Here is a 26,330-nt window from a genome sequence, read left to right as displayed (position 1 = left end):
TGAGTTTTTTCAACTAAATCGCTTTCACGATTGCTATGAAATCATCTGCAACTAGTGCAGCGCCACCGATTAAACCACCATCAACATCTGGTTTTGAGAAAATTTCTACTGCATTGCCCGGTTTAACGCTACCACCATACAAAATTGTAACATTGTTAGCTATAGTTGCATCAAAAGCTTCTGCAATAGTTTTACGAATAAATGCGTGCATTTCTTGAGCTTGTTCTGGCGAAGCAGTTTCTCCTGTTCCAATAGCCCATACTGGCTCGTATGCCAATACAATTTTTGACCAAGCAGATGGTTCTAAATTAAAAAGAACATTTTTCAACTGGCTTTCGACCAATTTAAAATGATTACCAGATTTACGATCTTCTAATTCCTCTCCGAAACAGAACATTACTCGCATTCCTTTTTTCAAAGCAGTAGCTACCTTTTTAGATAGGATTTCATCACCTTCTGCAAAATATGCTCTTCTTTCAGAATGTCCTATTATAACTGTATCAATGCCAATACTCAAAAGCATATCTGCAGAAATCTCACCTGTAAAAGCTCCACTTTCAGCATAATGCATATTCTGAGCGATTACCTCAATTTTAGAATTATCTAATGTACGAACAGCGCTAGCCAAATTAACATATGTTGGCGATACCATTACTTCTGCAGTAGTGTCTGGCAATTTTGCCGATAACTCTGCTAAAAGTGTTTCAGTTTCTGCCAAATTCTTGTTCATCTTCCAATTTCCTGCTACTATTTTTGCTCTCATTTCAATTATATTTCTAATTATTTTTATTTTGGTTTAAAATTCTAGTCAAATTTTAAATCCTCTAAATCATTGTAATGTACTTTCTGTTTTATTGTACCTTTTTCTAAAACCAATACTCCTGGGTTAGAACGAACAATAGTCTTCAAGGTCGTTTCGTCTGTAAAGTAAAAATCAAACCCTAATCCATATTCCTTTTTTAAGAAAGTAGTTTGGTCAGGACCAGAAGCAGACATACCAATTACTTTATACCCAGCTTTCAATGCTTTTTCTGCAACAGATTTAATTTCTTTAAATACATCTAGATTAGACTTTCTTAAATCATAAGCAATTACCATAACCAACTTTGGTTCTTGCAATAAAGAACTAGCAAAATCTTCTCCTTCTTGCTCAACAGTAAAGTCGTGCACTGGTGGCTCGTAACCTGCTTGCATCTCTTTTGTTTCTACATCAATATATTCACCATCAACAGTAGGGTAAGCTCCATTGGTTATATAAATTTCCTCATTACCATTCACATTGAATTTCCATTTATATTCAAATATGGCTTTAGGAGCATTTTCTGGAACACTCATGCCTTCTTCTATGTTCTTTCCTATTTCATAGGGTCTAAAATCAATAACTGGCAAATGGTTAAGCACGTAATAAACGTATCCTATACAAGCTAATAGTGAAACCATTAAAGCAGCTTTTACAGTATGTGGTTTTACTAGTGGAGTAATATACTTTCTACCTGCATATATTATAAGAATCAAAATTAAAAGCACCACATCTTTAGTGAAAGATTCCCATGGTGTCAATTTAATAGCATCTCCAAAACAACCACAATCGGTAACTTTATTAAAATAGGCTGAATAAAAGGTTAGAAATGTGAAGAAAATAATCATTGCAAGTAAGGTCCAAACTGTAATCTTACGCTTATATCCAAGAATAAGCATTACCCCTACCATAACCTCAACAACAACTACCAAAATTGAAATTGCTAATGCATAAGGTGTTAAAAAAGGAAGGTCTAAAACACCTTGACTAAAATATTCTTCTAATTTAAAAGAAAAACCAACTGGGTCATTCAATTTTATAAATCCGCTAATAATAAAAAGAATTCCAACAAAAATTCTAACGACACCCACTAAATACTTCATTATTGAATTTATTTTTCTGATTCTGTTCCTAAATGTATTAATGCAAAAACAGCATAATTAATCATATCTTGATAATTTGCATCAATCCCTTCACTCACCACGGTTTTACCTTTATTATCCTCAATCTGTTTTACACGAAGTAATTTTTGCAATATTAAATCTGTTAGTGAGCTCACCCTCATATCACGCCATGCTTCACCATAATCATGGTTTTTATTCAGCATAAGCTCCTTAGTTATTTTAATATGTTTGGAATATAATTCTACGGCCTTTTCTGTATTTAAATCGGGCTGATCAACAACACCCAATTCTAACTGAATTAACGCCATAACAGAATAATTAATAATCCCAATAAACTCTGAACGTTCATCTTCATCAACTTTACGAACTTCATTTTCTTGAAGACTCCTTATTCGCTGAGCTTTAATGAATATTTGGTCGGTTAAAGATGGTAATCTTAAGATTCGCCATGCACTACCATAATCTGACATTTTTTTCTGGTACAGATTCAAACAAACCTGAATCACCTCATCGTATTCCTGTGCCGTATCTAGCATGTAATTCTATCTATTTTGTGTAAATTTCGCTTAAAAAACTGTAACCATCAAGATTGATGGTTGAAACTTGGAAAATGCCACAAATTCCTATTAATTCTTGATAATGACCATAAACTGCAACGGTAAACTTATTTCACTACATCAACCTAAAGTAATGGGTATTTTAAATTTGACTCCGGATTCTTTTTATGATGGTGGAAAATACAAAGACGATTCTAGTATTTTACATCACGTTGAGAAAATGATAAACGACGGCGCAAGTTTTATTGATGTGGGCGCCTATAGTACCAGACCTGGTGCGATAGAAGTAGATGAACAAACCGAATTAAAACGGATAGTTCCTATAATTTCAATCATTTTAAAAGAGTTTTCCGAGGCAATAGTATCAATTGATACCTTTAGAAGTAAGGTAGCTATAGAATGTATCAGCAGTGGCGCGGCAATTATCAATGATATTTCAGCTGGGGTACAAGACCAACAAATGTTGAATACTGTTGCGCAATTGAATGTTCCCTATATTATGATGCATACGAGAGGAACTCCCCAAAATATGCAGCAACAAACAAATTATGACGATGTGCTTAAAGAAGTACTTTTGTTTTTTTCTGAAAGGCTTTCAATAGCTAAATCTTTAGGAATTAAGGATATTATAATAGACCCAGGTTTTGGTTTCGCTAAAAACTTAAACCAGAACTACGAACTCTTAAGACAATTAGAAATGATGAGTTTTATTGAGTTGCCCTTATTGGTAGGAATTAGTAGAAAATCAATGATTTACAAAACATTGAATACTACTGCAGACCAAGCTTTAAACGGTACAACGGCATTACACATGGTCTGTCTTCAAAAAGGTGCTAAAATTTTACGGGTACACGATGTAAGAGAGGCTATGGAATGTGTAAAACTACATGATCAATTAAATGCCTAATTTTATACTTATTTCTTGTTATCAATTTTCTTAATTTTACTAAAACGGTACTGATTGGATTTTTTAAATTTTATTGACTTTAGAATTACCGATGTATTAGACATCATTTTTGTTGCCGTACTTCTATACTATATCTACAAGTTAGTTCGTGGTTCGGTAGCTATCAATATTTTTATTGGAATAGTAATTGTTTGGGCCTTTTGGAAACTAACAGAACTTCTAGACATGCAAATGATTAGTAGTATGGTAGGTGCATTTATGCAAGTAGGCTTAATTGCGCTAATCATTGTTTTTCAACAAGAGATTCGAAAATTTCTATTGATGATAGGGTCAACTAATTTTGCCAACAAAAGGAATTTTGTAAAACACTTTAAATTTTTAAAGCAAGAGGGTATTTCAACTGACACCGATGTAGATTCGATTCTTAAAGCTTGCGAAAAAATGTCTAGCACCAAGACAGGTGCTATTTTGGTAATAGAGCGTAATAATTCTTTAGATTTTATTAAGTCTACCGGTGATCGAATGAATATCGAAATCAACCAGCCTATTCTTGAAAGTATATTTTATAAAAATAGCACGCTGCATGATGGCGCTGCCGTTATAGCGGGGAATTATATAGTTGCTACTAGAGTTATACTTCCTGTGTCTAATGAGCGAAACATTCCGCTGCGTTTTGGACTACGACATAGAGCAGCTGTAGGCATCAGCGAAAAAACAGACGCATTAAGTCTTGTGGTAAGTGAAGAAACAGGTTTAATTTCCTATATAAAAAATGGAGAATTCGTTTTGTATGATTCCATCACACAATTAGGTAATATGCTTAAACAAGATTTAATTTAAAAGTTAAGCGACCTCTTCTGCTAAGAATTGAGCTTCATAGAGATTACTGTAGTATCCACCTTTTTTAAGTAGTTGTTTGTGAGTGCCAGATTCTACGATTTTACCAGCATCCATAACTATAATCTTATCCGCTTTTTTAATGGTTGCCAAGCGATGTGCAATAACGATTGAAGTTCTACCCTGAGTTATTTTGTCAGTAGCTAATTGTATCAATTGTTCTGAATAGGTATCTACAGATGAGGTAGCTTCATCTAAAATTAAAATACTTGGGTTACTTACATATGCCCTTAGAAAAGCTATTAATTGACGTTGACCACTCGAAAGCATAGTGCCCCGTTCTTTTACATTATACTCATAACCACCAGGAAGACTAGATATGAATTCGTCGACGCCAATGGCTTTAGCAGCATTTTCAATATCATCAACACTTATCGTTGCACTTTTCAATGAAATATTATTTGCAATCGTATCAGCAAATAAAAATACATCTTGTAAAACAACCGCTATATGGGAACGTAAAGATGCTAATTTATATTCCTTAATATCAACACCATCAATGGTTATCTCTCCTGAATTAATTTCATAAAAACGATTCAATAAATTAATTATAGTACTCTTACCTGCGCCAGTAGAACCAACAATAGCAACCGTTTCTCCAGCTTTTACCTCAAAAGAAATACCATGAAGTACTTCCTCGTCCTCTAAATATCCAAAACGAACATTTTCAAACTTTATATCACCCTTAATTACTTCTTGCTCATAAGAACCAACATTCTGTATATGACTATCGGTATCTAATATTTTAAAAACTCTATTTGCAGCTACCATTCCCATTTGTAGCGTATTGAATTTATCGGCGATTTGGCGAAGAGGTCTAAACAGCAAATCTATTAGCATTATAAATGCGAAGATGGTACCAGCAATATCGGTAGTTATGTTTGCCACGTTTTGTAATCCTCCGTACCAAACAATTAGGCCAACTGTTATCGATGAGACAATTTCTGCAATAGGAAAGAAAATAGAATTATACCAAACTGTTTTTAACCACGCATTTTTATGCTTTTCATTGATTACCCTAAACTTATCGCTCTCAATTTTTTCTCGGGTAAATAGTTGAACTATTTTCATGCCCGTAATTCGCTCTTGAACAAAGGAATTCAAATTGGACACTTCTGCCCTAACTTCGGTAAAGGCAATTTTCATAGCCTTCTGAAATAACCTAGTTGCGTAAATAATTAAGGGCAATAACGAGAAAACAATTAATGAAAGTTTCCAATTGATAATGAGCATTACAACCGCAGCAACTAACATTTTTAATAAATCTGCTACTATTACGAAAAAACCCTGACTGAATATCTCCCCAATTCTTTGCATATCGGCAACTGCCCTAGTAACCAAAACACCCAATGAAGAATTGTCAAAATACTTCATTTTAAAACTGAGCATTTTTTTAAATAAATCTATACGGATATCCTTTATAACAGACTCACCCAACCAGTTAGCATAATAGTTAAAGGCCAATTGACTAACCACTTGCCCTATCAAAACTACTAACATGGCAATCGTTAAATTTAACAACATCTCTTCATTGCTTTGCTTGATGGCATTATCAATGATTTCCTTAACAATAAGTGGAGTTAGAATAGCGAAACCAGACAATAAAATAGCTGAAAGCGCTACCCCATAGAAAGTAAGTTTGTACGGTTTGGTGTAGGCCATTAAGCGTTTAAAAAGACGAGTGTCAAATGCTTTGCCAGAATCCTTATCCATTTTTTAAAATAGTATTGGGGTAAACAATAGAGGTCAAATATAATCCTTTTGCAGGAACGGATGCTCCCGCCATTGTCCTATCCTTACTTTTTAATATGGTATTAACATAGTCGGCCGAATATTTACCAACACCTACATTTAATAGTGTTCCAACCAGAGCTCTTACCATGTTTCTTAAAAATCTATCAGCTGTAATTGTAAAAATAAGCTTATCGTTTTCTACCACCCATTTTGCTTCCCGTAAATCGCAAATATTGGTAAACACATCTGTATTCGATTTAGAAAAGCACTCAAAATCTTTTTTACCGATTAAATACTCTGCGGCAGTATTCATTTTAGCTAAGTCCAGATCTTTCCATATAAAATGTGCCATATCCATTATAAATGGGTCTTTAGTTTTTGAAATATGGTATTCATAGGTACGAGCCGTGGCATTAAAACGCGCGTGTGCATCATCTTTTACTTCAAAAATACGCTGTACAGCTATATCATTAGGCAAGTAAGAATTAAGCCTAAAAAGTAGTTCAGGAATTTTCGTTAATTGCTCAACATCAAAATGAGCGTACATTTCTTTGGCATGCACTCCAGTATCAGTACGGCCTGCTCCCATTACAGAAATAGGACTATTCAATAGTTTAGACATGGCATTTTCCAATACCTCTTGAACCGTTATTGCGTTTGGCTGATTTTGCCAACCATGATAAGCTTTACCGAAGTATGAAAATTGAATAAAGAATCTCAAAGGGATGTACTAGTTTTGTATTCTGTAAAGATATTAAAAAGGAATCCGTTTTAAAATTCATTTTTAATGGTCAACTCTTAAAAATTGTTATTGTAGCTCAACTCCTTCACTAAAATCGAATTCAAATCATGACTAAAATTTTATTGCTTTCAGACACCCATTCTCACATAGACGATGCAATATTAAAGCATGTTGGCTGGGCCGATGAAGTTTGGCATGCAGGCGACATAGGTTCTTTAGAGGTAACAGATGCAATTGAAAAATTAAAGCCTTTAAAAGGTGTACATGGCAATATTGACGACCATATTATTCAAAAAGAATTTCGAGAAAATAATAGATTTTTCTGTGAAGGTGTAGATGTTTGGATAACTCATATTGGCGGTTACCCTCCTAAATACAATGTAAGAACACGAGATATGATAAAAGAGAATCCGCCAAAACTATTCATCTGCGGACACTCTCATATTCTTAAAGTTATGATGGATAAAAAATTGGGAGTTCTACATATGAACCCAGGTGCCTGTGGTAAGCACGGGTTTCACCAAGTACGTACAATGTTACGTTTTATAATAGACGGGGAAGACATTAAAGATTTAGTTGTTGTAGAATTAGGAAAGCGTTAGCTATAGCATCTGTATCTGTTTCACCTTTTCAACCATTTAAATAATTTTAGGCATTCATAATATAGTAGATGTCGCGTCTTATTACAATCTAAGTAATGAAAACGTCTTAAAACAAAAAAACCCGGAAACTACCCCGGGTTTAACGCACTAATACTACTAAGATGTTAGGTTTAACGCAAGCGATCAACAGATTTTACAAGATCTTCATCCTTTTTTATAGCCCTATTTGCAAGGACCAAAAAAATGATAGAAAATACTGGAATCAGCATCCCAATACCCTTCTCAGAAACCAAAGCCTCTCCGGATAAGTTTAGTGATCGATAAACGAAAAATCCTAGTAAAAAAACATTTAATATCATGTTCAGCCTGTTAATTACAAACTGAGTTTTTCTATTTTTAAATTGCACTATAGACCATATAGCCAGAATAGCACTCATATACATGGCAATGGAAACAATCATTTCATTATCCGCAAAAACCTCAACCCCATCTATGTTTATCCATAGATTAAAGAAGAACGGCAATACCCCCGTAAGAATTGCAACGATAAGTAAATAAAAGCTCTGTATTCTTTGAATCATAAATTTATTACCACTTTATACCGTAAAAATACAGGTCTTTTCAAAAATTATAACTCTTTTATTCAAAATAATTTGTAATATTGCTTCGTTATCATGTTATAACGCCTACCAATAAGGAAAACATTCCTTGAGTTTACCCAAAAAATATACTTCTTACAATACAATATACTCATAAATTTATTCGACTACTTAATGTTTGAGATTTCAGATTTAAAATCAAAAAAGCTACCTGAGCTTCAGGAAATTGCTAAAGGACTAAAGGTTCCTAAATTCAAAACCTTAAAAAAATTAGATTTAGTCTACCAAATATTAGACTTACAAGCCGCAAACCCTAAAGTTGCTGCTGCTATTGCCCCGATTAAAACGGAAACAGCAGAAGTTAGCAAACCAGTAGCGGAGAAAACGAAGCCAAAACCAAGGCCAAGACAACTTGTTGCTCCAAATGTAACAAAGGAACCTAGAGCTACTGAAAAAGAAGAGTCTCCAAAGAAGGAAGACTCTCCAGTAAATGAAGTGAAGGAAACTCCAAAGCCAAGGCCAAGGCCAAGGCCAAAAGCTCCAAATGCACCAAACGTCAAAAAAGACTTTCAGAAGAATTCTCCTCAAAATAATAATCAGAACAAAAAGCCAAACCCGAGAACTCCTCACGACAAAAGTAATTTTGACAAGGACCTAAAAAATAGGTACAAAGAGCCCGAATATGAGTTCGATTCTATTATCGCGAGTGAAGGCGTATTAGATATCATGCAAGATGGTTACGGATTTTTACGTTCATCTGATTACAATTACCTATCATCACCAGATGATATTTATGTGTCACAATCACAGATTAGACTTTTTGGCTTAAAAACAGGAGATACCGTTTTAGGTAATGTTAGACCACCTAAAGAAGGTGAAAAGTATTTTCCTTTAATTAAGGTGAATAAAATTAATGGTATTGACCCACAGATAGTTCGTGATCGCGTTTCTTTTGAGCATTTAACTCCGTTATTCCCTCAAGAGAAGTTTAACTTGGCAGAACGCCAAAGCACTATATCGACCCGTATTATCGACTTGTTTTCTCCGATAGGAAAAGGACAAAGAGGTATGATCGTATCTCAACCAAAGTCTGGTAAAACTATGCTATTGAAAGATATAGCAAATGGTATAGCCGCGAATCATCCTGAGGTATATCAGATTATATTATTAATTGACGAACGTCCTGAAGAGGTTACCGACATGCAACGTAATGTACGTGGTGAAGTTGTTGCCTCTACATTTGACAAAGAACCAACAGAACATGTTCGTGTAGCGAACATTGTTTTAGAGAAAGCAAAGCGTTTAGTAGAATGTGGTCATGATGTAGTAATCCTTTTAGACTCAATCACTCGTTTAGCAAGAGCCTACAACACGGTTCAACCTGCATCTGGTAAAGTATTAAGTGGTGGTGTTGATGCTAATGCACTACACAAACCAAAAAGATTCTTTGGTGCTGCACGAAATATAGAAGGTGGTGGTTCTCTTACAATTATTGCTACAGCATTAACAGAGACTGGCTCTAAAATGGATGAAGTTATCTTTGAAGAATTTAAAGGTACTGGTAACATGGAACTTCAATTGGACCGTAAAATTGCGAACAGAAGAATATTCCCTGCAATTGACCTTACTTCTTCTAGCACACGTAGAGACGACATGTTATTGGATGAAACCACATTACAACGTATGTGGATTATGCGTAAGTATCTTGCAGATATGAATCCTGTAGAAGCAATGGAGTTTATTGAGCAGCGTTTTAAACAAACGAAGAACAATGAAGAATTCTTGCTGACGATGAATAATTAAAATAATTAAGTTTTATAAAAAAATCTCGATTTCTATATGAAATCGAGATTTTTTGTTTTTAACAAAGCCCCAAAACAGTATCTCTATTAAAACCATAGATTAACTTTTCATACTCCTATATTTTTTTTAATATCTTTAACTAATTAGAGAAAGATTCTCCCCCAGTCTTTTTTCAGTTTTCTATATTATAAACCCTAATTCACAGAAAATGAAAAGACCCACTTCAATTACCACCAAAATCTTATGTGTTCTTGTACTCACTAGTATTTTTAGTTGCAATCAACAACAAAAAGAAAACAAACCAAATTCGAAAACTCCACCAATCGTTGATGCACCGGCTAATATTATTTCACTAAACGAAGCAAACGCCATTTATGATAATTATTCCGAACATAGGGTTAGACTAATTGAACCATATGAAACACAGCAACGTCAACCAGATGAAAAATTTGAAGCATCTAGATTTGTAGATTTTGATTACGATGCCCTTAAGCAATATATCGCTTATATAGACCAGGAAGCTGAGGCGGGCGGTGTTAAAAAAATCACCAAATTAAGATTGTATTTTGCCAACTACCCTAATGAAGAAAAATTCCCAAACGGAAAAAAGGTAGTTCATAAAAGACAAAATTCAATTTTTATGGTTCCAACTTTAGAAAAAGGAGGAATTAATTATGGTTTCTTTATTGGTGATAATGGCAATGCCGAATTGATTAAAGACTGGAAAGATTCTTCTAAAGATGGTTTAGGATTTTCTTTAGATAAAAAACAAGAAGCACAAGCGGGATTCGCACCTAATTTTGTTTTAAATACCAGTTTACAAGGCAGTAAAAGCTTAGCTTTTAATTTTGGTCAAGGTGGACCTCCACCAAAAACAGATTTTTAAAATAATTACTGCATGCTTTCAATGTCTTTTATTAAGGATAATTACTACATGATAATATATGCAGTTACGCTATTTATATCATTAACGACCTATAAAAAGTATTATGACACTGCTTTAAAGTACTTCCCAATCATTATTGCTTATACTTTTTTCAATGAAGTATTAGGATATTTAGTAAGAACTTATGACGAAATTTCCTTTTTTCAGAATGTCAAATACAGCAACTTTAATGATGTAATTTATAATATATATGCGATTATATTCTTTTGCTTTTTTTACTTCGTTTACAGGCAATTAATACATAATAGAAGTTATAAAAAGTGGATAATCATTAGCGCAATAATCTCACTTTTGGCATATTTAATAAGTACTATATTTCAAAACCCACTTGAAACCAATCTCTATTACGCCCTTGCAATAAGTTCGTGGCTATTAGTGTTTTGTGTAATTCTATATTTTAAAGATAAAGTTCAACAGCAAGAAGATTTAATTCAAAAACACAACCTAATGTTTTGGGTAAGTATTGCTTTAATAATTTTTTATTCCGTATTCCCAGTAATTTATGTAATAGGTTATACTGATTATGACACCTGGACGAAATACGAATTAAGATCAGTTCTGAGAGTACTTATAGTCATAATGTACAGTCTGTTCATTTTTGGATTCATAAAAGGAAGAAGACTAGCCTTTAGGTAGAATAAAAGCTGTTATAGAATCAATAGTATGCTAATTAAAGGATGAATTATGCTAGAGTACATATTGAATAATTATTTCATGTTACTCTACTTTTTAGCTTTAATTCTATCTATTGTTAAATACCATCTCTATTATGATACGATATTAAAATATCTACCCATTCTGATTGTCTACACATTCTTAACAGAAACCCTAGGTATTATTATACGAGATGTAGATGAAATTCAAATTATCTACAAGCAAGAGTATTATAATTATAATACAGCTATTTTCAATATTTTTGATATCATCTTTTTTCTATATTTCTTTTATATTTTTTATCATATTATCGAGAATTCACTTTGCAAAAAAATAATTAAATATGGTAGCGTGGTATTTGTTCTTACGTGCACCATAAATTTATTCGTTCAAGATTTTTATGTAGACCCTCAAAACTATGCAATTATAATTGGTGCTATAATTTTACTCTACGCTGTTCTCAACTATCTTTATACCACTTTTTCAAAAAAACATAAACTGCAACTTCACAATAACTTACTTTTTTGGATTAGTTTAGGTATTTTAATTTTTTACACATTTTACCCAGTTTCAATGTATATTTTAACCTACCATTATAATTTCTATGATCAATACAATTTAACTGTATTTCATCATGCTACAATTGGCGTATTGTACTCTTGTATTATAATAGGTTTTATGTTCATGAAGCGACTTCGTATAATTTCTAAGAAATAGAATACACCTAAATTATTTCTCTTACAAAACCATAAGACCTTCTCAAACTCAATAATATTGAATTTAAAGAAGGTCGGTACAACAAAAAAAGCCTTCCTAAGAGGAAGGCTTTAAATATTATAAGTAAAGCTAAATTATAGAGCCGCTACGTGCTTCGCTAATTTACTTTTTAAATTAGCAGCTTTGTTATCATGTATAATATTACGTTTTGCTAAACGGTCTATCATACTAACCACTGTAGGGTATAATGTTTCAGCAGATTTTTTATCTTCTTCAGTACGCAACTTTCTCAATGCATTACGCATTGTTTTGTGTTGGTATTTGTTACGTAAACGTACTGCTTCGTTTCTTCTGATTCTCTTTAACGCTGACTTGTGATTTGCCATTTTATCTCTTAATTTGTTTATAGGATTTATTAAAATCCTGAAAATGTTTTACTAGTAGTCCGTAGGGGAATCGAACCCCTGTTACCAGGATGAAAACCTGGCGTCCTAACCCCTAGACGAACGGACCATTATTTTACTTAGAACTTACAAATAGCAACTAAAAACCTAAATCTTCAATTACTTTGTAGTCCGTAGGGGAATCGAACCCCTGTTACCAGGATGAAAACCTGGCGTCCTAACCCCTAGACGAACGGACCAAACTTTGCGCAATTGCGGATGCAAAAATACAAATATTTTTTACTATCACAACCCCTGTATATTATTTTTTAAAAAAATTAATATGCTTTCGCAAATAACACCCTTTTATTTGATGGTTTACCAGTAACCATACATACTCCTTCTTCAGCCACAGCGTCAATAGGAATACACCTAATCGTTGCTTTTGTCTCATTTTTCACACGCTCTTCTGTTTCCTTGCTACCATCCCAATGCGCAGATATAAATCCACCTTTATCCTCTAAAATTTTCTTGAATTCATCATAAGAATCAACTTTAGTAATATGTTTCGTACGATAATCCAATGCCTTTTGGTACATATTCTTCTGAATATCCTCCATAAGAAACTCAATCTTGGCTACCACATCGGTAGCAGAAACTGTTTCTTTTTGCAAAGTATCTCTTCTAGCGACTTCAAATGTGCCATTTTCCATATCCCTTGGCCCTATTGCCAACCTAACAGGCACTCCGCGTAGTTCATACTCATTAAATTTAAAGCCAGGCTTATGAGTATCTCTATTATCGAACTTTACCGAAATACCCTTAGACCTTAATTCTTTTACCAATGGCAATACTTTTTCAGAAATTTCATCTAACTGATCCAATCCTTTATAAATAGGAATAATTACCACTTGAATTGGCGCCAATTTTGGAGGAATCACTAGACCATTATCATCACTGTGCGTCATCACCAACGCTCCCATCAATCTAGTTGAAACTCCCCATGAGGTAGCCCATACATATTCTTTACCACCTTCTTTAGTCGCGAATTTAACATCGAAGGCCTTTGCGAAATTCTGCCCTAAGAAATGTGATGTTCCTGCCTGTAATGCTTTACCATCTTGCATCAATGCTTCTATACAATAGGTTTCAATTGCACCGGCAAAACGTTCGCTTTCGGTTTTAGTTCCTTTAATTACAGGTACTGCCATGTGGTTCTCGGCAAAATCAGCATACACATTCATCATTTGTTCTGCTTCTGCTATTGCTTCTTTTTCAGTAGCATGCGCAGTGTGGCCTTCTTGCCATAAAAACTCAGATGTTCTTAAGAACAGTCTAGTTCTCATTTCCCAGCGTACAACATTTGCCCATTGATTAATCAATAAAGGCAAGTCTCTATACGACTGAATCCATTTTCTATAAGTATCCCATATTATTGTTTCAGAAGTTGGCCTTACAATCAACTCTTCTTCCAGCTTAGCATCGGGATCTACAATAATTCCACTACCATCTTCAGCATTTTTTAATCTGTAATGGGTAACTACCGCACATTCTTTAGCAAAGCCTTCTACATGACTAGCCTCTCTACTGAAATATGATTTTGGTATAAATAATGGAAAATACGCATTTTCATGTCCGGTCTCCTTAAACATTTTGTCCAAGCCTGCCTGCATCTTCTCCCATATTCCATAACCGTAGGGCTTTATCACCATACAACCTCTAACACCAGAGTTCTCAGCCAAATCTGCCTTCACTACTAGTTCATTATACCATTTGGAATAATCCTCACTTCTCTTAGTCAAATTTTTACTCATTTTCTGGAGTTTGGCACAAATTTTGTGAATATTATAATAAATTAATTGGGTAAAACTAGTTATTTTTAATATGTTCAACAATATAATTTTGATCCGATGATATATTCTTTACCCCACAACAGACTTCGAAACATAACAATGTTGGTGACCCTAGGTTTAATAATAGCTTCATGTGGTTCTTACCAGCAATCTTCTTATTATGACAATGACGGTATTTATTCTGATAATACGCCAACCACAGTAGAAAGAAGACCAGAGCAACGAAATTATCAGCAAAATAATCCAGAAACCGACACCTATTCTGATTATTTTGGAGAAAAGGCCAATCAATATGATGAAATATTGGATAGCGAAATTTTTACAGATGTTGACTCTTACTCGAGTAATACCGTAAATGACAGTGTACCTCAAGATCAATTAACAGATTATTATTCAAGCGAAAATGACTACCAAGGTTACGGTGGTTGGGGCGATAATAATTCTAATGTAAGTATTAACATTTATGACAATGGATGGAATAATTGGGGATACGGAGGGCTTTATGGTTGGGCAAATCCTGTTTGGGGATGGAACAATTGGGGATATGGTGGTTATTATGGATATGGCTGGAATAATCCTTGGAGATGGAACAGGTGGAATAATTGGGGATATGGTGGCTTCGGATATGGCTATGCAGGTTATGGATACGGATGGAACAATCCTTACTATGGATATGGTTACGGATACGGATACAGAAACTATAACCGCAATTATGGCTACACAAATAGAAGTTATGCCTATAACAACTCTAGAAGAGGCAATTACAATAGAAATACAATAAATAACGGTGCTACAACAAGTGCGTTAAGAGGTAGATCTAATGTAAACACAAGAGGAGATTCTCCTAGATACAGAAGTACCGATTCTAGAGCATCTGCAGCAAGAAGTTCTTCAAATACACGTAGTGCAAGAACTTATTCTGGAAACACAACAAGAAGAACTGTTGGTGTAGATCAGAACAGAGCTTACAGAACAAGTAGAAGCACAAGGGCTACACCAAGATACAGTACGTCTTCGCGAAGCTCTAGCAGATATTCTACAAGTCCGAATACATCAGGCACCACAAGGTCTAGCAGTAGAGTTATGACTCCAAGAACCTCAACCTATAGAAGTTCTGGAAATAGTAGCTCAAGAACAGGAAACAATTATTCAACCGGTCGTTCTACAAGAAGTTCAAATAGTGGGTCTTACAGAAGTTCTAGCAACAGCTCAAGAAGTAATTCTAGCGGCTCATATAGAAGTTCAGGCAGTAGTAGCTCTAGAAGTTCTGGTTCGTCGGCAAGAAGCTCAAGCAGTGGGTCTTCTAGATCTTCTGGTTCGTCGTCATCTAGCAGAAGTAGTGGTAGAAATAATTAAATTCAATAATTTTTTAAAATTCAAAATATTGCTATGAAAAGATATTTAACTTTCATAACACTGGCGGTGTGCACTCTCGGTAGTGCTCAGAACATAAATGATGTATTACGCTACAGTACCGAGAACCTTCAAGGAACTGCTCGCTTTCAAGCAATGGGCGGAGCTTTTGGAGCCTTAGGAGGTGATTTATCCTCTTTAAATGTAAATCCGGCGGGGTCAGCTGTTTTCAACAATAGCTTATTTACCATTTCTGGTTCTAACTACAACACTAAAAATCAATCTAGTTATTTTGGAAATAACATAAATTCAGAGAATAACAATTTAGATTTAAATCAGATTGGTGGTGCATTTGTTTTTAAAAATACCAATTCCAATTCCGATTGGCAGAAATTTACTTTGGCCTTTAATTATGATGTAGTCGATAATTTCGACAATTCATATTACGTAGCTGGAAACAGCACTCAAGGTATTGACAACTACTTCTTAAATTTTGCACAAGGCACACCTTTCGGGTCTATTCTACGCCAAGACGGTGAATATATAGAAGAAGCATATTTAGATATCGGCTCTAATCAAGGTTATAAAGAACAACAGGCATTCTTAGGATATTATGGAGGTATTCTTGACCCTATTTCAGAAGATGACAATAACACCGATTATGTTAGTAATACCATTTACAATTCTGTAAATCAGGAGTTTTTAAGAAGAACTACTGGCTATAACAGTAAATTCACCTTGAATATGGGCTCTCAATTTAAAGAGAATATTTATATGGGTGCTTCGTTAAATTTTCATAATGTAATATATTCAAGGTTTGACCAATTCACTGAAAATGGATATGACCCTGCTTCAGAAATACAGCGAACAACTTTCGATAACTATTTACAAACTAATGGTAACGGGTTCTCATTTAGCATGGGTGCTATTGCCAAATTAAATGAATACGTACGTTTAGGTGGTAGCTACCAATCCCCTACATGGTATCAATTAGAAGATGATTTTTCTCAACGCATCAATTCTAATTTGGCGGATGATGAAATTAATTTTATTGATCTTAACATTGTAAATCTTTTTGATTCTTATACTATTAAAACACCAAGCAAGTTGAGTGGAAGCTTAGCCGTCATCTTTGCACAAGATGGATTATTAAGTTTTGATTACGGATTTCAAGATTTTTCAAAGGCAGAATTACGACCTACAAGCGACCCAAGTTTTCAAACCGTTAACAATCAAATTTCTAATGACCTAGGCACGGTATCTACATTTAGATTAGGTGGCGAATACAAAATTGAACAAGTTAGCTTAAGAGCTGGTTATCGTTTTGAGCAAAGCCCTTATGCAAATGGTAATACAATAGGTGATTTAAATGCCGTTTCTGGTGGTATCGGTTATAATTTTGGAGGTAGTAGATTAGATTTTGCCTTAAGCCGTTCTCAGCAAGATATTAACGAACGATTATTTGATACTGGCATTACTACACCAGCGATAATTAATAGGATCAACACCAATGCAACGTTAAGCTACACGATAAACTTCTAATTAAGTTTATTGCTAAATATAAAAAAGGGAGCAAATTTGCTCCCTTTTTTTATCTCTTTAATGAAAAATGTGTTTTTCTTGTTTTAGCCACTAATAACCCCTCCTCTATCTCACCATATTCAAATCGAAACCAATAATCAGTAGAAGGCATCTGTCGGCCATTAAAAGTACCATCCCATCTATCGGTAGCTCTTAGTTGTTTTAGAAGCTTACCATATCTATCAAAAACAAAAACAACAGGATTGGTAATCAAATCTGGTCTTTCAATACCTTTAATATTCCAGGTATCATTAATACCATCGCCATTGGGCGTGAAAAATTTAGAATACCCAACCACTAAAAAATCCCTAGGCTCTGTAGTTCCACATCCGTTTTTATCATTAATAATCACGGTATTAATACCTGGTGGAACATTCATAAATACAGAATTGTCTTGAAACTCGCCACCATTAATAGCATATTCATAGTCCCCATCACCCTCAACAAAAAATTCAATATTATTCTGGTCGGGATCAATGGATAGGTTGGTATCTAATGTTTCTACCCGATCTAGTATCGGCGTTCCAAAAAATGTAATTAATACGCCACTATCGTCACTTACTGTTGGAGGTGTTCCTGAAATTGTAGTAATTGTCGCGAAATAACGACCAGAGTTAGGGCTTACTACTACTAATTCTGCCCCAAAATCTCCAGATCCAGTAAGCGTATCATCTACTACACCATCATCTTCATAATCAACGGTCCACTCAACATTTGCAATATCAGCGCCTGCAGGAGAGTTCAATGCACTTATAGTAATATCATCATCACCTTCACAAGCGATTATATCCAATCCTAAAAATTCGTCTCTAAGTGTACAATCTAAAGCAGTATCTTGATTATCACTAACAGAACTTCCTGTAAAGGTTAACATAAAAGGTTCTGGGTCTCCTGTGAAATTATCGGCAAAATTATTAATCAGAATATAATATATCTCACCTGGCAGCACATCTAAATATTCATCATAAGTGTTTTGACTACCTGTTAATGAAGCTGCACCTTCTTGCCCGCTTTCAGGATTCACACCTAGTCCCGTAAAATCAGTATCATTCACTTCATAATTACAACGTATCGGTTGTGCTGTACCATTGCTTATATCGGCACAATCAACATCAGGGCCAAATACAGCAAAATCCCATTCTGCAGTAGGTATCGTTCCAGTAGAAGCTAATGCTTCAATATCAAAACCAACTTGACCACCGGTACCTGCCCTAAAGATAAACCAAGAAGTATTAAATTCAATATTAGCAGATACAAGACTTCCTTTCTCCAAGCATCCTGTTTGTAGTATAAACTCTGGATCAAAATCATAGACATCGCCAGTACCCCCAGCGATTCCCATAATAGGTTGATCTGCACATACAGGAATTGCCGTTCTACAATCGGCTGAATTTTGAGCAGTTGAATTCCAATAGAAAAGAAACAAACAACATATAGAACAAAGAAGTGTTCTCATAAATAGAGTGGCTATTAGTATACGTATCGTATATCATAACTTCACATGCCTAACTTTAGTATCCTACATCGATTTTTATGGTGTTTAATCGATAAAATACACTTTTTAGATACCTCTTAAGGTGTTATCGCTTTAATGTAAAATGATTGTTTATATATGCAGCATTGGTGTCTTGTCCTAAAGAATTGGTATACGATAACTTGAACCAATAATCTGATTCTGGCAATAACACACCTTTAAATGTACCGTCCCAGCCATTTGAATCTTCATTTAATTGATATAATAATTTACCATATCGATTATAGATTGTTATTACAGGGTTATCTAAAACTGAAAGTCCGTCAACCTTCCATTTATCATTTACGCCATCTGCATTAGGCGTAAAAAACTTAGGAAAGCCTACAACCACTATATCCTTTGAATCTAAACCACATCCATTTAAATCAGTAACAGTAATAGTATGCTCACCAGGAAATAGATTATTAAATATAGAACTACTTTGAGGTTCTTCATTATCCACTTGATAATCAAAATCACCATCTTCTTCTAAAAATATTGAAATCACATTCGAAGCATCATCTTCATATAAGATAGTAACATCAGAAATAACAGGTGGTCTAGAAAAAATCACAGTTACAGAACGAACAGTAATACATTGCAAAGCACCTACCACATTAGTAACAGATAAAGTATAAACACCTTCTTCTGCAACTGTTATCAGTGAAGTGTTTTGCCCTGAACTCCATTCATAAGTATAATTAGAATCTGGAATTCTTTGCCCTATAGTAACAACGGGAGTATCTCCACAAATAAATACATTCGTATCAAAATCTAAATACGGTAACTCAATACCGTTTATATCAAAAGATTCTGATGCGTCATAACAATTACCATTTTCTAATGATGTGGTACGAACAAAAATTGTTTCTAAGGTTTGAGTGGGTATGTATTCTTTAGGCAGCGCATTAATCCCATTCATTGCCTCTTCAATTGAGGAATGATAGGTAACAAGAAATTCTAATGAACTTTGACCTCCCAAAGCTTCTAAATCCTTCGAATTAAAATCAATAACGGTACCATCTAAACAAGCTGTTTCGTCAGTTAATTCATATGTAAATGGCGCAGGCGCATAAGCTACTTGTGTTTCACTTATTAAATTATTTCCTGACGGTCTAACGACTAAAACCCGATACATGGCAGATACAGCTACATTTAATTCTGGGCCGCTTTCACCTGGTATAGGTTGATACCCTGCCCCTATATCCAAATACCATTCATAATCTATCGCATCTGATGTTGTAGCATCTAAAATTACATTTTCATTATCACACGCAATTTTTGGCGGACCTAATAAATTATCTATAATGTTACAGTCTAACGCCGAGTTTGGAAATTCAACAAAAATGTTTCCTGAGAATTGTATTGAGAATCCAGAATTATTGTTGCTGTAATTATTAATCAACAAGTAATAATCTTCACTAGGTGAAACTTCTAACCAATCTTCATATTGTATATTGGCAACTCCTGTTGGATCTTGACCAACACCTATATAAATACTGTCATCTGAATTATCGAAATAGTTACATCGTATAGGCTCACCTAAATCTCTACAATCATCGGTTTTATATAAAGCAAAGTCCCAATCTTCATTTGAATTAAAACCTATGTTAAAACCTAGTTGACCGGTCTCTGCAGCTCTAAAACGATACCATGCAGAATTTGTTTCTACGGTACCTGTTGCTTGAGTTATACAACCAGACACTGAAGCTCCATTAAAATCATCTAAGCCATAACCGTCGGTACCCGCATTAATTGGGGTATTGTTACAAATAGGAATAGCATTAACGCAATCTAGTGCTACTTGCGAAAAACAAGATAGGGCGCCAAATAAATTTAAAAGGAGAATGGTTATACCATACTTGGTCATAGGGGGTTCAAAATTTCTAATTTTAAAATTAACTAGACCTTAACGATATGTCTAATTTATGTTGTGTAATGCCCCTATTTAGTTATAAAGTGGCACATATTGTATATCTTTGCAACTTGTAAAAGTTAGTTGAAATGAAAATTGAGGATACATTGGAAAATCAATTTGATGAATTAGGAAACGATCATATTTCTACTTCTGAGGATACCCCATTACGCAAAGACGCCTTTGTTTTAGATGACGCTACGAAGATTGAGCGTATACGTGAAAATGTTCGTGACATTATGCTTACACTAGGCCTAGATTTAAACGATGATAGTTTAAAAGGAACTCCTAATCGAGTTGCTAAAATGTACGTAAACGAAATATTTGGAGGTCTACACCCTAATAAAAAACCAAAAGCTTCTACCTTCGACAATAAGTATAAATACGGCGAAATGTTAGTAGAGAAAAATATTACGTTGTATTCTACTTGCGAACACCATTTTTTACCGATTGTTGGCCGTGCACATGTAGCCTATATCTCTAACGGCACCGTAGTCGGACTCTCTAAAATGAACCGCGTTGTCGATTATTATGCAAAAAGACCACAAGTTCAAGAACGTTTGAATATTCAAATCGTTAGAGAATTACAAAAGGTTTTAGGTACTGAAGATGTTGCTTGCGTTATAGACGCTAAACACCTTTGTGTTAACTCAAGAGGAATACGTGATATTGATAGTAGCACTGTAACTGCTGAATATGGCGGTAAATTCAAGGAAGAATTGGTACGCCGTGAGTTTTTGAATTACCTTAATCTAGACACCCATTTTTAATCGCATATAGCTTCTTCATGCAATTGTACGAAAATCAAGAAATTAGAGTATATAATTCCTTAACGGGGAAAAAAGAAGTTTTCAAACCAATAAACGAAGGCTATATTGGCATGTACGTTTGTGGGCCTACTGTGTACAGCAATGTGCATTTAGGCAATTGTAGAACTTTCATGTCCTTCGATATGATTTTTAGGTATTTCAGGCATCTAGGCTATAAAGTTCGGTATGTTAGAAATATAACTGACGCGGGCCATTTAGTAGATGACGCTGAGGATGGTGAAGATAAAATTGCAAAAAAAGCCAGGTTAGAAAAATTAGAACCGATGGAAGTTGTACAACGATATACTGTCGATTTTCATAATATCTTAGAAAAATTCAATTTCTTACCTCCAAGTATTGAACCGACTGCGACAGGTCATATTATAGAGCAAATTGAAATTATTAAAGATATTCTTGAAAAAGGATTTGCCTATGAAACCAATGGCTCTGTATATTTTGATGTAGCCAAATTCAACAAAGAGCACGAATACGGTAAACTTAGTGGTCGCAAGCTTGAAGATATGATTGCGAATACCCGTAATCTTGCCGCTCAAGACGACAAACATAATCCTCAAGATTTTGCTCTTTGGAAAAAAGCGGAACCACAACACATTATGCGTTGGCCTTCGCCGTGGGGAGATGGTTTCCCAGGCTGGCATTTAGAGTGTACCGCAATGAGTACTAAATATTTAGGGGAAACTTTTGATATTCACGGTGGTGGTATGGATTTAAAATTTCCACATCATGAATGCGAAATAGCACAAGCCGAAGCCTGTAATGGCAAAAGCCCTGTGAATTATTGGCTACATGCTAATATGTTGACACTAAACGGTAGAAAAATGGCTAAATCTACAGGAAATAGTATACTTCCTGGGGAAATTTTCTCTGGTGAAAATGAAATCCTTAGCAAACCATTCTCTCCATCTATGGTTCGTTTCTTTATGATGCAAGCACATTATACCAGTATTTTAGATATAAGCAATGAAGCACTTTTAGCTTCTGAGAAAGGCTTTAATAAATTAATGGAAGCAATAAGTTCATTAAAATCTTTAAACACAGGTAAGACAACAAATTTCAATATTTTCGATTGGAAATCTTCATGTTATGCTGCCATGAATGATGATTTTAATACCCCAATTTTAATAGCGACATTATTCGATGCTGTAAAGCATATCAATCTTATTAAAGAAGGTACAGAAACTATTACGGAAGAAGATAGGGTAGAACTTGAAAACACAATACACAATTTTGTATTTGACGTATTAGGACTTGAAAACAAAAGTAGTTCTGATGCAGATTCTGAAAAATTAGGTGGTGTTGTTGAGCTATTGATTGAGTTACGTAAATCAGCTAGGGAAAATAAAGATTTTGCCACTTCAGATAAGATTCGAGATCAATTGGCTTCTTTAGGCATTCAACTTAAAGATGGTAAAGAAGGCACCACGTATAGTCTATAATTTTAATCTAACAATCTAGATTTTTTTATTTTAGACTGGTATTCACCAGGCGCTAAGTTTTGCCTTGTTTTAAATACTCTATTAAAATAAGACCTACTTTCAAAACCACAATCTAGATATACATCTTTAATACTTCGGTTAGGGTCTTGCAATAACCCAACAGCTAATTTTATACGCTCATTATTAATGAATTCGACAGGTGAAATTCCTAATTCAGATTTAAAGGTTCTGTAAAAATTGGAGACACTCATACAAGCAATTTTACTTAACTGCTCTACTTGAAGCGATTTATGTACATTATTTCTTATATACCGTATAACCTCAGTTAACCTACTTTCACTTTTAATTGAAAGTGTTGCATTACTATAAATTTTTCGTTCGTTTGATTGTAGAACTCGAATGATTAACTCCCGCAGCATGTTATCCACAAAAATATCTTTTGAAGGATGATCTTCAGTAAACAAAAACAATAGGCGCTGAATTATTTGAAAGATGCCTCTGTCATTTACAAAGTGAAAATTATAGTCCATAATACCCCAATCTTCCCTACTGTCCTTTGGCATATTTTCATTCATAAATTGTAGCACTTTGTCTATTTTATCTTCAGAAATAGCCATTGCCAAACACCTAGTTGGGTTTTTCGCCATTGCCTCAGGAAAATCAATACACATACTTTCGTTAGCCGGCAATACTAATGATTCGCCAGGTAAAAAATCAAACGATTCATAATCACGTAAATGCATAATCTTTTTTCCTTGAATCATGCTAGCTAAAACAGGTTGCTCAAATTTCAACAATACAGTTTTCGCTTGCTCATGTGTTTCAAAAACATGCATGGCTGCATTATTCATAAAATAGGATGTTTGGTTTTCAACTAAAGTTTCTAACCGTCTTCCCTTTAAAAAATGTTCTGATAAATGTATCACACTACATATTCTTATGATTAAGAAATTTACGAAATTTTATACTTAAAAAAATCATAATATCAATAAATGGTAGAATTGTTCATGTAATTCGTAGAATACGTCAGATAAATTAAGGATATGAGAAGTAAATTTAGAAGGTCGTACAAGTTATTTTGATGCGACCATTAAACATTATTATTAACTTAAATCATATACTATGAGTACAACAGCAACCGTAGAGAAGGATATTCTTCAAAAGCCAAAGTTCAAAAACCAATATGAAAACTTTATTGGTGGTAAATGGGTAGCACCTTCCAAAGGTGAATACTTTGATAATATTTCTCCTGTAGATGGAAAGTCTTTTACTAAAATTCCAAGGTCCACTGCCGAGGATATTGAATTAGCGATTGATGCAGCATGGAAAGCAGCTCCGTCATGGAATACATCATCAGCAACAGAAAGAAGCAATATGCTTTTAAAAATTGCCGATAAAATTGAGCAAAATCTAGAAGTACTGGCAAGAGCAGAAACTTGGGACAATGGTAAAGCTATTCGCGAAACAAGAGCAGCAGATTTACCGCTAGCTGTTGACCATTTTAGGTATTTTGCTGGGGTTATAAGAGCAGAAGAAGGTTCGGTAAGTGAATTAGATTCCAACACCGTGGCACTAAATATTACAGAACCTTTAGGTGTTGTCGGACAAATTATACCATGGAATTTTCCTCTATTAATGGCAACATGGAAATTAGCACCGGCCTTGGCAGCAGGAAATTGTGTTGTACTTAAACCCGCAGAACAAACACCAGTTGGCATCTTAATTTTGATGGAAATCATCGAAGGTATTTTACCAGCAGGTGTTCTTAATGTGGTTAATGGTTTTGGCGCCGAAGCCGGAAAACCATTAGCATCAAGCCCAAGAATAGACAAAATTGCGTTTACTGGTGAAACGACTACTGGTCAATTAATCATGCAGTACGCATCTAAAAATATTACTCCCGTTACCTTAGAATTAGGCGGAAAATCTCCAAATGTGTTTTTTGAAAGTATTATGGACGCCGACGATGAATTCTTCGATAAATGTTTAGAAGGCGCCAATATGTTTGCTTTAAACCAAGGCGAAGTCTGTACTTGCCCGTCTAGAATGTTAGTTCAAGAAAGCATTTATGATAAGTTTATAGAACGTGTTATTGAACGTACCAAAGCCATAAGAATGGGACATCCGTTAGACCCAAATACGATGATGGGTGCACAAGCATCGAATGACCAATTTGAGAAAATATTGAGTTATATAAAAATCGGAAAAGAAGAAGGTTGTGAAGTACTAACTGGTGGTGAGCAAGCTTACAACGAAGGCTTAGAAGGTGGGTATTATATTCAACCAACTATATTAAAAGGCAATAACAAAATGCGGGTGTTTCAAGAGGAAATATTCGGACCTGTACTTTGTGTGACTACTTTTAAAGATGAAGCTGAAGCCATCGAAATCGCTAACGACACCTTATATGGTTTAGGCGCTGGTGTATGGACCAGAGATACACACCAAGCATATCAAATATCAAGAGCAATAAAAGCTGGTAGAGTTTGGGTCAACTGTTATCACTTGTATCCTGCTCACGCACCATTTGGTGGATATAAAAAGTCTGGTATTGGTAGAGAGAATCACAAAATGATGTTAGCCCACTACCGACAAACCAAAAACATGCTTATATCATACGACAAAAAAGCAATGGGATTCTTTTAAAGAGCAAATTAAAATGAAAACTAAAAGGGTATTAGTAACCGAAAAAGCAGCAGCTATAATAGCTGAATTAAAAAAGACACATGGCGAACTCATGTTTCACCAAAGTGGAGGCTGCTGTGATGGTTCTTCTCCTATGTGTTTTACAAAAGGTGATTTAATGCTTGACGATAATGATGTTTGGCTAGGTAATATTGAAGGTTGTGATTTTCATATGTCAAAAGACCAATTTGAATATTGGAAGCACACACAATTAACCATTGACGTTACCCCAGGCAGAGGCTCTAGTTTTTCATTAGAAATTCCTTTAGGCATACGATTTTTAATTAGATCAAGATTATATTCTGAAGAGGAAGCCGAACATCTAGAACCCATAAGAATTGGCGCTTAAATAAATTAAAGCTATTGAAACAAGTCCGTATGTAATACATACGGACTTGTTATTTTTAAAGAGTTAGCTGTTTTATATTAAATTTGCAGTATTAATTCTCGGCTTTGAACATTTCTATAAAAAAAATTCTGATTGCCCCTTTTGTACTATTGGTACGTTTTTATCAATTAGCAATATCACCCTATACACCTGCAACGTGTAGGTACTCCCCTACTTGTTCTCAATATACGGTAGAGGCTTTAAAAAAACACGGATTATTTAAAGGTGGATGGTTAGCTACAAAGCGAATATTTAGCTGTAACCCTTGGGGTGGTAAAGGATACGACCCTGTACCCTGAAAATTAGAATTCG

General features: G+C 34.6%; 25 protein-coding genes and 2 tRNA genes. 14 read left to right on the top strand and 13 right to left on the bottom strand.

Going from position 1 to position 26,330, the window contains the following annotated elements:
* Positions 1-13: 13 nt before the first annotated feature.
* Genes tpiA through B5X55_RS01075 form a run of 3 tightly spaced genes read right to left on the bottom strand, consistent with a single transcriptional unit; the run spans position 14 to position 2,459 of the window.
* Positions 14-763 (bottom strand): triose-phosphate isomerase, encoded by a 750-nt coding sequence (gene tpiA / locus B5X55_RS01085; protein ID WP_079510550.1) that lies wholly within the window; start codon positions 761-763, stop codon positions 14-16.
* A 41-nt stretch (positions 764-804) separates the two neighbouring features.
* Complete coding sequence (locus tag B5X55_RS01080) at positions 805-1,902, bottom strand: BT_3928 family protein (protein ID WP_079510549.1); 1,098 nt, start codon at positions 1,900-1,902, stop codon at positions 805-807.
* Between the two features lie 8 nt (positions 1,903-1,910).
* A complete protein-coding gene (locus B5X55_RS01075; RefSeq protein WP_079510547.1) occupies positions 1,911-2,459 on the bottom strand; it encodes a DUF1599 domain-containing protein in 549 nt (182 codons plus the stop codon).
* A 103-nt stretch (positions 2,460-2,562) separates the two neighbouring features.
* Between B5X55_RS01075 and folP the strand changes: the two genes are divergently transcribed.
* Together folP and B5X55_RS01065 are read left to right on the top strand one after the other, a co-directional pair.
* Positions 2,563-3,387 (top strand): dihydropteroate synthase, encoded by an 825-nt coding sequence (folP, locus tag B5X55_RS01070; RefSeq protein ID WP_079510545.1) that lies wholly within the window; start codon positions 2,563-2,565, stop codon positions 3,385-3,387.
* A gap of 54 nt (positions 3,388-3,441) precedes the next feature.
* Positions 3,442-4,227, top strand: coding sequence for a diadenylate cyclase (locus B5X55_RS01065; RefSeq protein ID WP_079510544.1), 786 nt, complete (start codon positions 3,442-3,444; stop codon positions 4,225-4,227).
* Between the two features lie 3 nt (positions 4,228-4,230).
* On the opposite strand, the gene B5X55_RS01060 is transcribed toward B5X55_RS01065, so the two are convergent.
* A complete protein-coding gene (locus B5X55_RS01060) occupies positions 4,231-5,997 on the bottom strand; it encodes an ABC transporter ATP-binding protein (RefSeq protein WP_079510542.1) in 1,767 nt (588 codons plus the stop codon).
* Complete coding sequence (gene truA / locus B5X55_RS01055) at positions 5,990-6,739, bottom strand: tRNA pseudouridine(38-40) synthase TruA (RefSeq protein WP_079510540.1); 750 nt, start codon at positions 6,737-6,739, stop codon at positions 5,990-5,992. The genes B5X55_RS01060 and truA overlap by 8 nt, the downstream gene beginning before the upstream one ends.
* A 128-nt stretch (positions 6,740-6,867) precedes the next feature.
* Between truA and B5X55_RS01050 the strand changes: the two genes are divergently transcribed.
* Positions 6,868-7,362: a metallophosphoesterase family protein gene (locus tag B5X55_RS01050; protein ID WP_079510539.1), complete on the top strand. Its 495-nt coding sequence runs from the start codon at positions 6,868-6,870 to the stop codon at positions 7,360-7,362.
* Positions 7,363-7,532: 170 nt separating this feature from the next.
* Here the strand turns inward: B5X55_RS01050 and B5X55_RS01045 are convergent, their stop codons facing one another.
* Positions 7,533-7,943, bottom strand: a complete 411-nt coding sequence (locus tag B5X55_RS01045) for a DUF4293 domain-containing protein (RefSeq protein ID WP_079510538.1) — start codon at positions 7,941-7,943, stop codon at positions 7,533-7,535.
* 192 nt (positions 7,944-8,135) lie between these two features.
* On the opposite strand from B5X55_RS01045, the gene rho reads away from it, so the two are divergent.
* The 4 genes from rho (at position 8,136) to B5X55_RS01025 (ending at position 12,081) form a co-directional block, all read left to right on the top strand.
* A complete protein-coding gene (gene rho / locus B5X55_RS01040; RefSeq protein ID WP_079510537.1) occupies positions 8,136-9,764 on the top strand; it encodes a transcription termination factor Rho in 1,629 nt (542 codons plus the stop codon).
* Positions 9,765-9,972: 208 nt separating this feature from the next.
* The gene (locus tag B5X55_RS01035; protein WP_079510536.1) at positions 9,973-10,650 is read left to right on the top strand and encodes a hypothetical protein; all 678 of its coding nucleotides are present in this window, start codon (positions 9,973-9,975) and stop codon (positions 10,648-10,650) included.
* A 12-nt stretch (positions 10,651-10,662) separates the two neighbouring features.
* Positions 10,663-11,346 (top strand): hypothetical protein, encoded by a 684-nt coding sequence (locus tag B5X55_RS01030; protein WP_143814374.1) that lies wholly within the window; start codon positions 10,663-10,665, stop codon positions 11,344-11,346.
* 48 nt (positions 11,347-11,394) lie between these two features.
* Entirely contained in the window at positions 11,395-12,081 is a 687-nt protein-coding gene (locus B5X55_RS01025) for a hypothetical protein (protein ID WP_143814373.1), read from the top strand.
* Positions 12,082-12,215: 134 nt separating this feature from the next.
* On the opposite strand, the gene rpsT is transcribed toward B5X55_RS01025, so the two are convergent.
* The 4 genes from rpsT to proS form a co-directional block, all read right to left on the bottom strand.
* The gene (gene rpsT / locus B5X55_RS01020) at positions 12,216-12,467 is read right to left on the bottom strand and encodes a 30S ribosomal protein S20 (protein WP_079510533.1); all 252 of its coding nucleotides are present in this window, start codon (positions 12,465-12,467) and stop codon (positions 12,216-12,218) included.
* 55 nt (positions 12,468-12,522) lie between these two features.
* Positions 12,523-12,594: transfer RNA gene (locus B5X55_RS01015), tRNA-Glu, on the bottom strand.
* Positions 12,595-12,652: 58 nt separating this feature from the next.
* A tRNA-Glu gene (locus tag B5X55_RS01010) sits at positions 12,653-12,724 on the bottom strand.
* 78 nt (positions 12,725-12,802) lie between these two features.
* The gene (gene proS / locus B5X55_RS01005) at positions 12,803-14,278 is read right to left on the bottom strand and encodes a proline--tRNA ligase (RefSeq protein WP_079510532.1); all 1,476 of its coding nucleotides are present in this window, start codon (positions 14,276-14,278) and stop codon (positions 12,803-12,805) included.
* A gap of 138 nt (positions 14,279-14,416) precedes the next feature.
* Between proS and B5X55_RS01000 the strand changes: the two genes are divergently transcribed.
* Both B5X55_RS01000 and B5X55_RS00995 read left to right on the top strand, forming a co-directional pair.
* On the top strand, positions 14,417-15,673 hold the full coding sequence (locus B5X55_RS01000) for a hypothetical protein (protein ID WP_079510531.1): 1,257 nt from the start codon (positions 14,417-14,419) through the stop codon (positions 15,671-15,673).
* A 33-nt stretch (positions 15,674-15,706) separates the two neighbouring features.
* The gene (locus tag B5X55_RS00995) at positions 15,707-17,212 is read left to right on the top strand and encodes an OmpP1/FadL family transporter (RefSeq protein ID WP_079510530.1); all 1,506 of its coding nucleotides are present in this window, start codon (positions 15,707-15,709) and stop codon (positions 17,210-17,212) included.
* 49 nt (positions 17,213-17,261) lie between these two features.
* Here the strand turns inward: B5X55_RS00995 and B5X55_RS00990 are convergent, their stop codons facing one another.
* Entirely contained in the window at positions 17,262-18,707 is a 1,446-nt protein-coding gene (locus tag B5X55_RS00990) for a T9SS type B sorting domain-containing protein (RefSeq protein ID WP_079510529.1), read from the bottom strand.
* 124 nt (positions 18,708-18,831) lie between these two features.
* Positions 18,832-20,634, bottom strand: a complete 1,803-nt coding sequence (locus B5X55_RS00985; RefSeq protein ID WP_079510528.1) for a T9SS type B sorting domain-containing protein — start codon at positions 20,632-20,634, stop codon at positions 18,832-18,834.
* 134 nt (positions 20,635-20,768) lie between these two features.
* Between B5X55_RS00985 and folE the strand changes: the two genes are divergently transcribed.
* Both folE and cysS read left to right on the top strand, forming a co-directional pair.
* Complete coding sequence (gene folE / locus B5X55_RS00980; protein WP_079510527.1) at positions 20,769-21,449, top strand: GTP cyclohydrolase I FolE; 681 nt, start codon at positions 20,769-20,771, stop codon at positions 21,447-21,449.
* 17 nt (positions 21,450-21,466) lie between these two features.
* On the top strand, positions 21,467-22,945 hold the full coding sequence (gene cysS / locus B5X55_RS00975; protein ID WP_079510526.1) for a cysteine--tRNA ligase: 1,479 nt from the start codon (positions 21,467-21,469) through the stop codon (positions 22,943-22,945).
* Between the two features lie 2 nt (positions 22,946-22,947).
* Here cysS and B5X55_RS00970 read toward each other — a convergent pair whose 3' ends face one another.
* Entirely contained in the window at positions 22,948-23,871 is a 924-nt protein-coding gene (locus B5X55_RS00970) for an AraC family transcriptional regulator (protein ID WP_234999630.1), read from the bottom strand.
* Positions 23,872-24,067: 196 nt separating this feature from the next.
* Here B5X55_RS00970 and exaC point away from each other — a divergent pair, with 196 nt between their 5' ends.
* From exaC to yidD, 3 genes are all read left to right on the top strand, one after another.
* Positions 24,068-25,591, top strand: a complete 1,524-nt coding sequence (exaC, locus tag B5X55_RS00965) for an acetaldehyde dehydrogenase ExaC (RefSeq protein WP_079510525.1) — start codon at positions 24,068-24,070, stop codon at positions 25,589-25,591.
* Between the two features lie 13 nt (positions 25,592-25,604).
* Complete coding sequence (locus tag B5X55_RS00960) at positions 25,605-25,979, top strand: DUF779 domain-containing protein (RefSeq protein ID WP_079510524.1); 375 nt, start codon at positions 25,605-25,607, stop codon at positions 25,977-25,979.
* Between the two features lie 116 nt (positions 25,980-26,095).
* Complete coding sequence (gene yidD / locus B5X55_RS00955) at positions 26,096-26,317, top strand: membrane protein insertion efficiency factor YidD (protein WP_079511070.1); 222 nt, start codon at positions 26,096-26,098, stop codon at positions 26,315-26,317.
* Positions 26,318-26,330: the final 13 nt, after the last annotated feature.

The sequence above is a fragment of the Maribacter arcticus genome (assembly GCF_900167935.1).
Taxonomy (GTDB): domain Bacteria; phylum Bacteroidota; class Bacteroidia; order Flavobacteriales; family Flavobacteriaceae; genus Maribacter; species Maribacter arcticus.
Note: the sequence above shows the minus strand (reverse complement) of the source record. Positions and strands in the feature narration are given on the sequence as shown.

Bases quoted from the DNA above. Each gene is read 5' to 3' on its own strand.
- tpiA (WP_079510550.1), bottom strand. From the start codon at position 763: ATGAGAGCAAAAATAGTAGCAGGAAATTGGAAGATGAACAAGAATTTG.
- B5X55_RS01080 (WP_079510549.1), bottom strand. From the start codon at position 1,902: ATGAAGTATTTAGTGGGTGTCGTTAGAATTTTTGTTGGAATTCTTTTT.
- B5X55_RS01075 (WP_079510547.1), bottom strand. From the start codon at position 2,459: ATGCTAGATACGGCACAGGAATACGATGAGGTGATTCAGGTTTGTTTG.
- folP (WP_079510545.1), top strand. From the start codon at position 2,563: ATGACCATAAACTGCAACGGTAAACTTATTTCACTACATCAACCTAAA.
- B5X55_RS01060 (WP_079510542.1), bottom strand. From the start codon at position 5,997: ATGGATAAGGATTCTGGCAAAGCATTTGACACTCGTCTTTTTAAACGC.
- B5X55_RS01050 (WP_079510539.1), top strand. From the start codon at position 6,868: ATGACTAAAATTTTATTGCTTTCAGACACCCATTCTCACATAGACGAT.
- B5X55_RS01045 (WP_079510538.1), bottom strand. From the start codon at position 7,943: ATGATTCAAAGAATACAGAGCTTTTATTTACTTATCGTTGCAATTCTT.
- rho (WP_079510537.1), top strand. From the start codon at position 8,136: ATGTTTGAGATTTCAGATTTAAAATCAAAAAAGCTACCTGAGCTTCAG.
- B5X55_RS01035 (WP_079510536.1), top strand. From the start codon at position 9,973: ATGAAAAGACCCACTTCAATTACCACCAAAATCTTATGTGTTCTTGTA.
- B5X55_RS01030 (WP_143814374.1), top strand. From the start codon at position 10,663: ATGCTTTCAATGTCTTTTATTAAGGATAATTACTACATGATAATATAT.
- B5X55_RS01025 (WP_143814373.1), top strand. From the start codon at position 11,395: ATGCTAGAGTACATATTGAATAATTATTTCATGTTACTCTACTTTTTA.
- rpsT (WP_079510533.1), bottom strand. From the start codon at position 12,467: ATGGCAAATCACAAGTCAGCGTTAAAGAGAATCAGAAGAAACGAAGCA.
- proS (WP_079510532.1), bottom strand. From the start codon at position 14,278: ATGAGTAAAAATTTGACTAAGAGAAGTGAGGATTATTCCAAATGGTAT.
- B5X55_RS01000 (WP_079510531.1), top strand. From the start codon at position 14,417: ATGTTGGTGACCCTAGGTTTAATAATAGCTTCATGTGGTTCTTACCAG.
- B5X55_RS00995 (WP_079510530.1), top strand. From the start codon at position 15,707: ATGAAAAGATATTTAACTTTCATAACACTGGCGGTGTGCACTCTCGGT.
- B5X55_RS00990 (WP_079510529.1), bottom strand. From the start codon at position 18,707: ATGAGAACACTTCTTTGTTCTATATGTTGTTTGTTTCTTTTCTATTGG.
- B5X55_RS00985 (WP_079510528.1), bottom strand. From the start codon at position 20,634: ATGACCAAGTATGGTATAACCATTCTCCTTTTAAATTTATTTGGCGCC.
- folE (WP_079510527.1), top strand. From the start codon at position 20,769: ATGAAAATTGAGGATACATTGGAAAATCAATTTGATGAATTAGGAAAC.
- cysS (WP_079510526.1), top strand. From the start codon at position 21,467: ATGCAATTGTACGAAAATCAAGAAATTAGAGTATATAATTCCTTAACG.
- exaC (WP_079510525.1), top strand. From the start codon at position 24,068: ATGAGTACAACAGCAACCGTAGAGAAGGATATTCTTCAAAAGCCAAAG.
- B5X55_RS00960 (WP_079510524.1), top strand. From the start codon at position 25,605: ATGAAAACTAAAAGGGTATTAGTAACCGAAAAAGCAGCAGCTATAATA.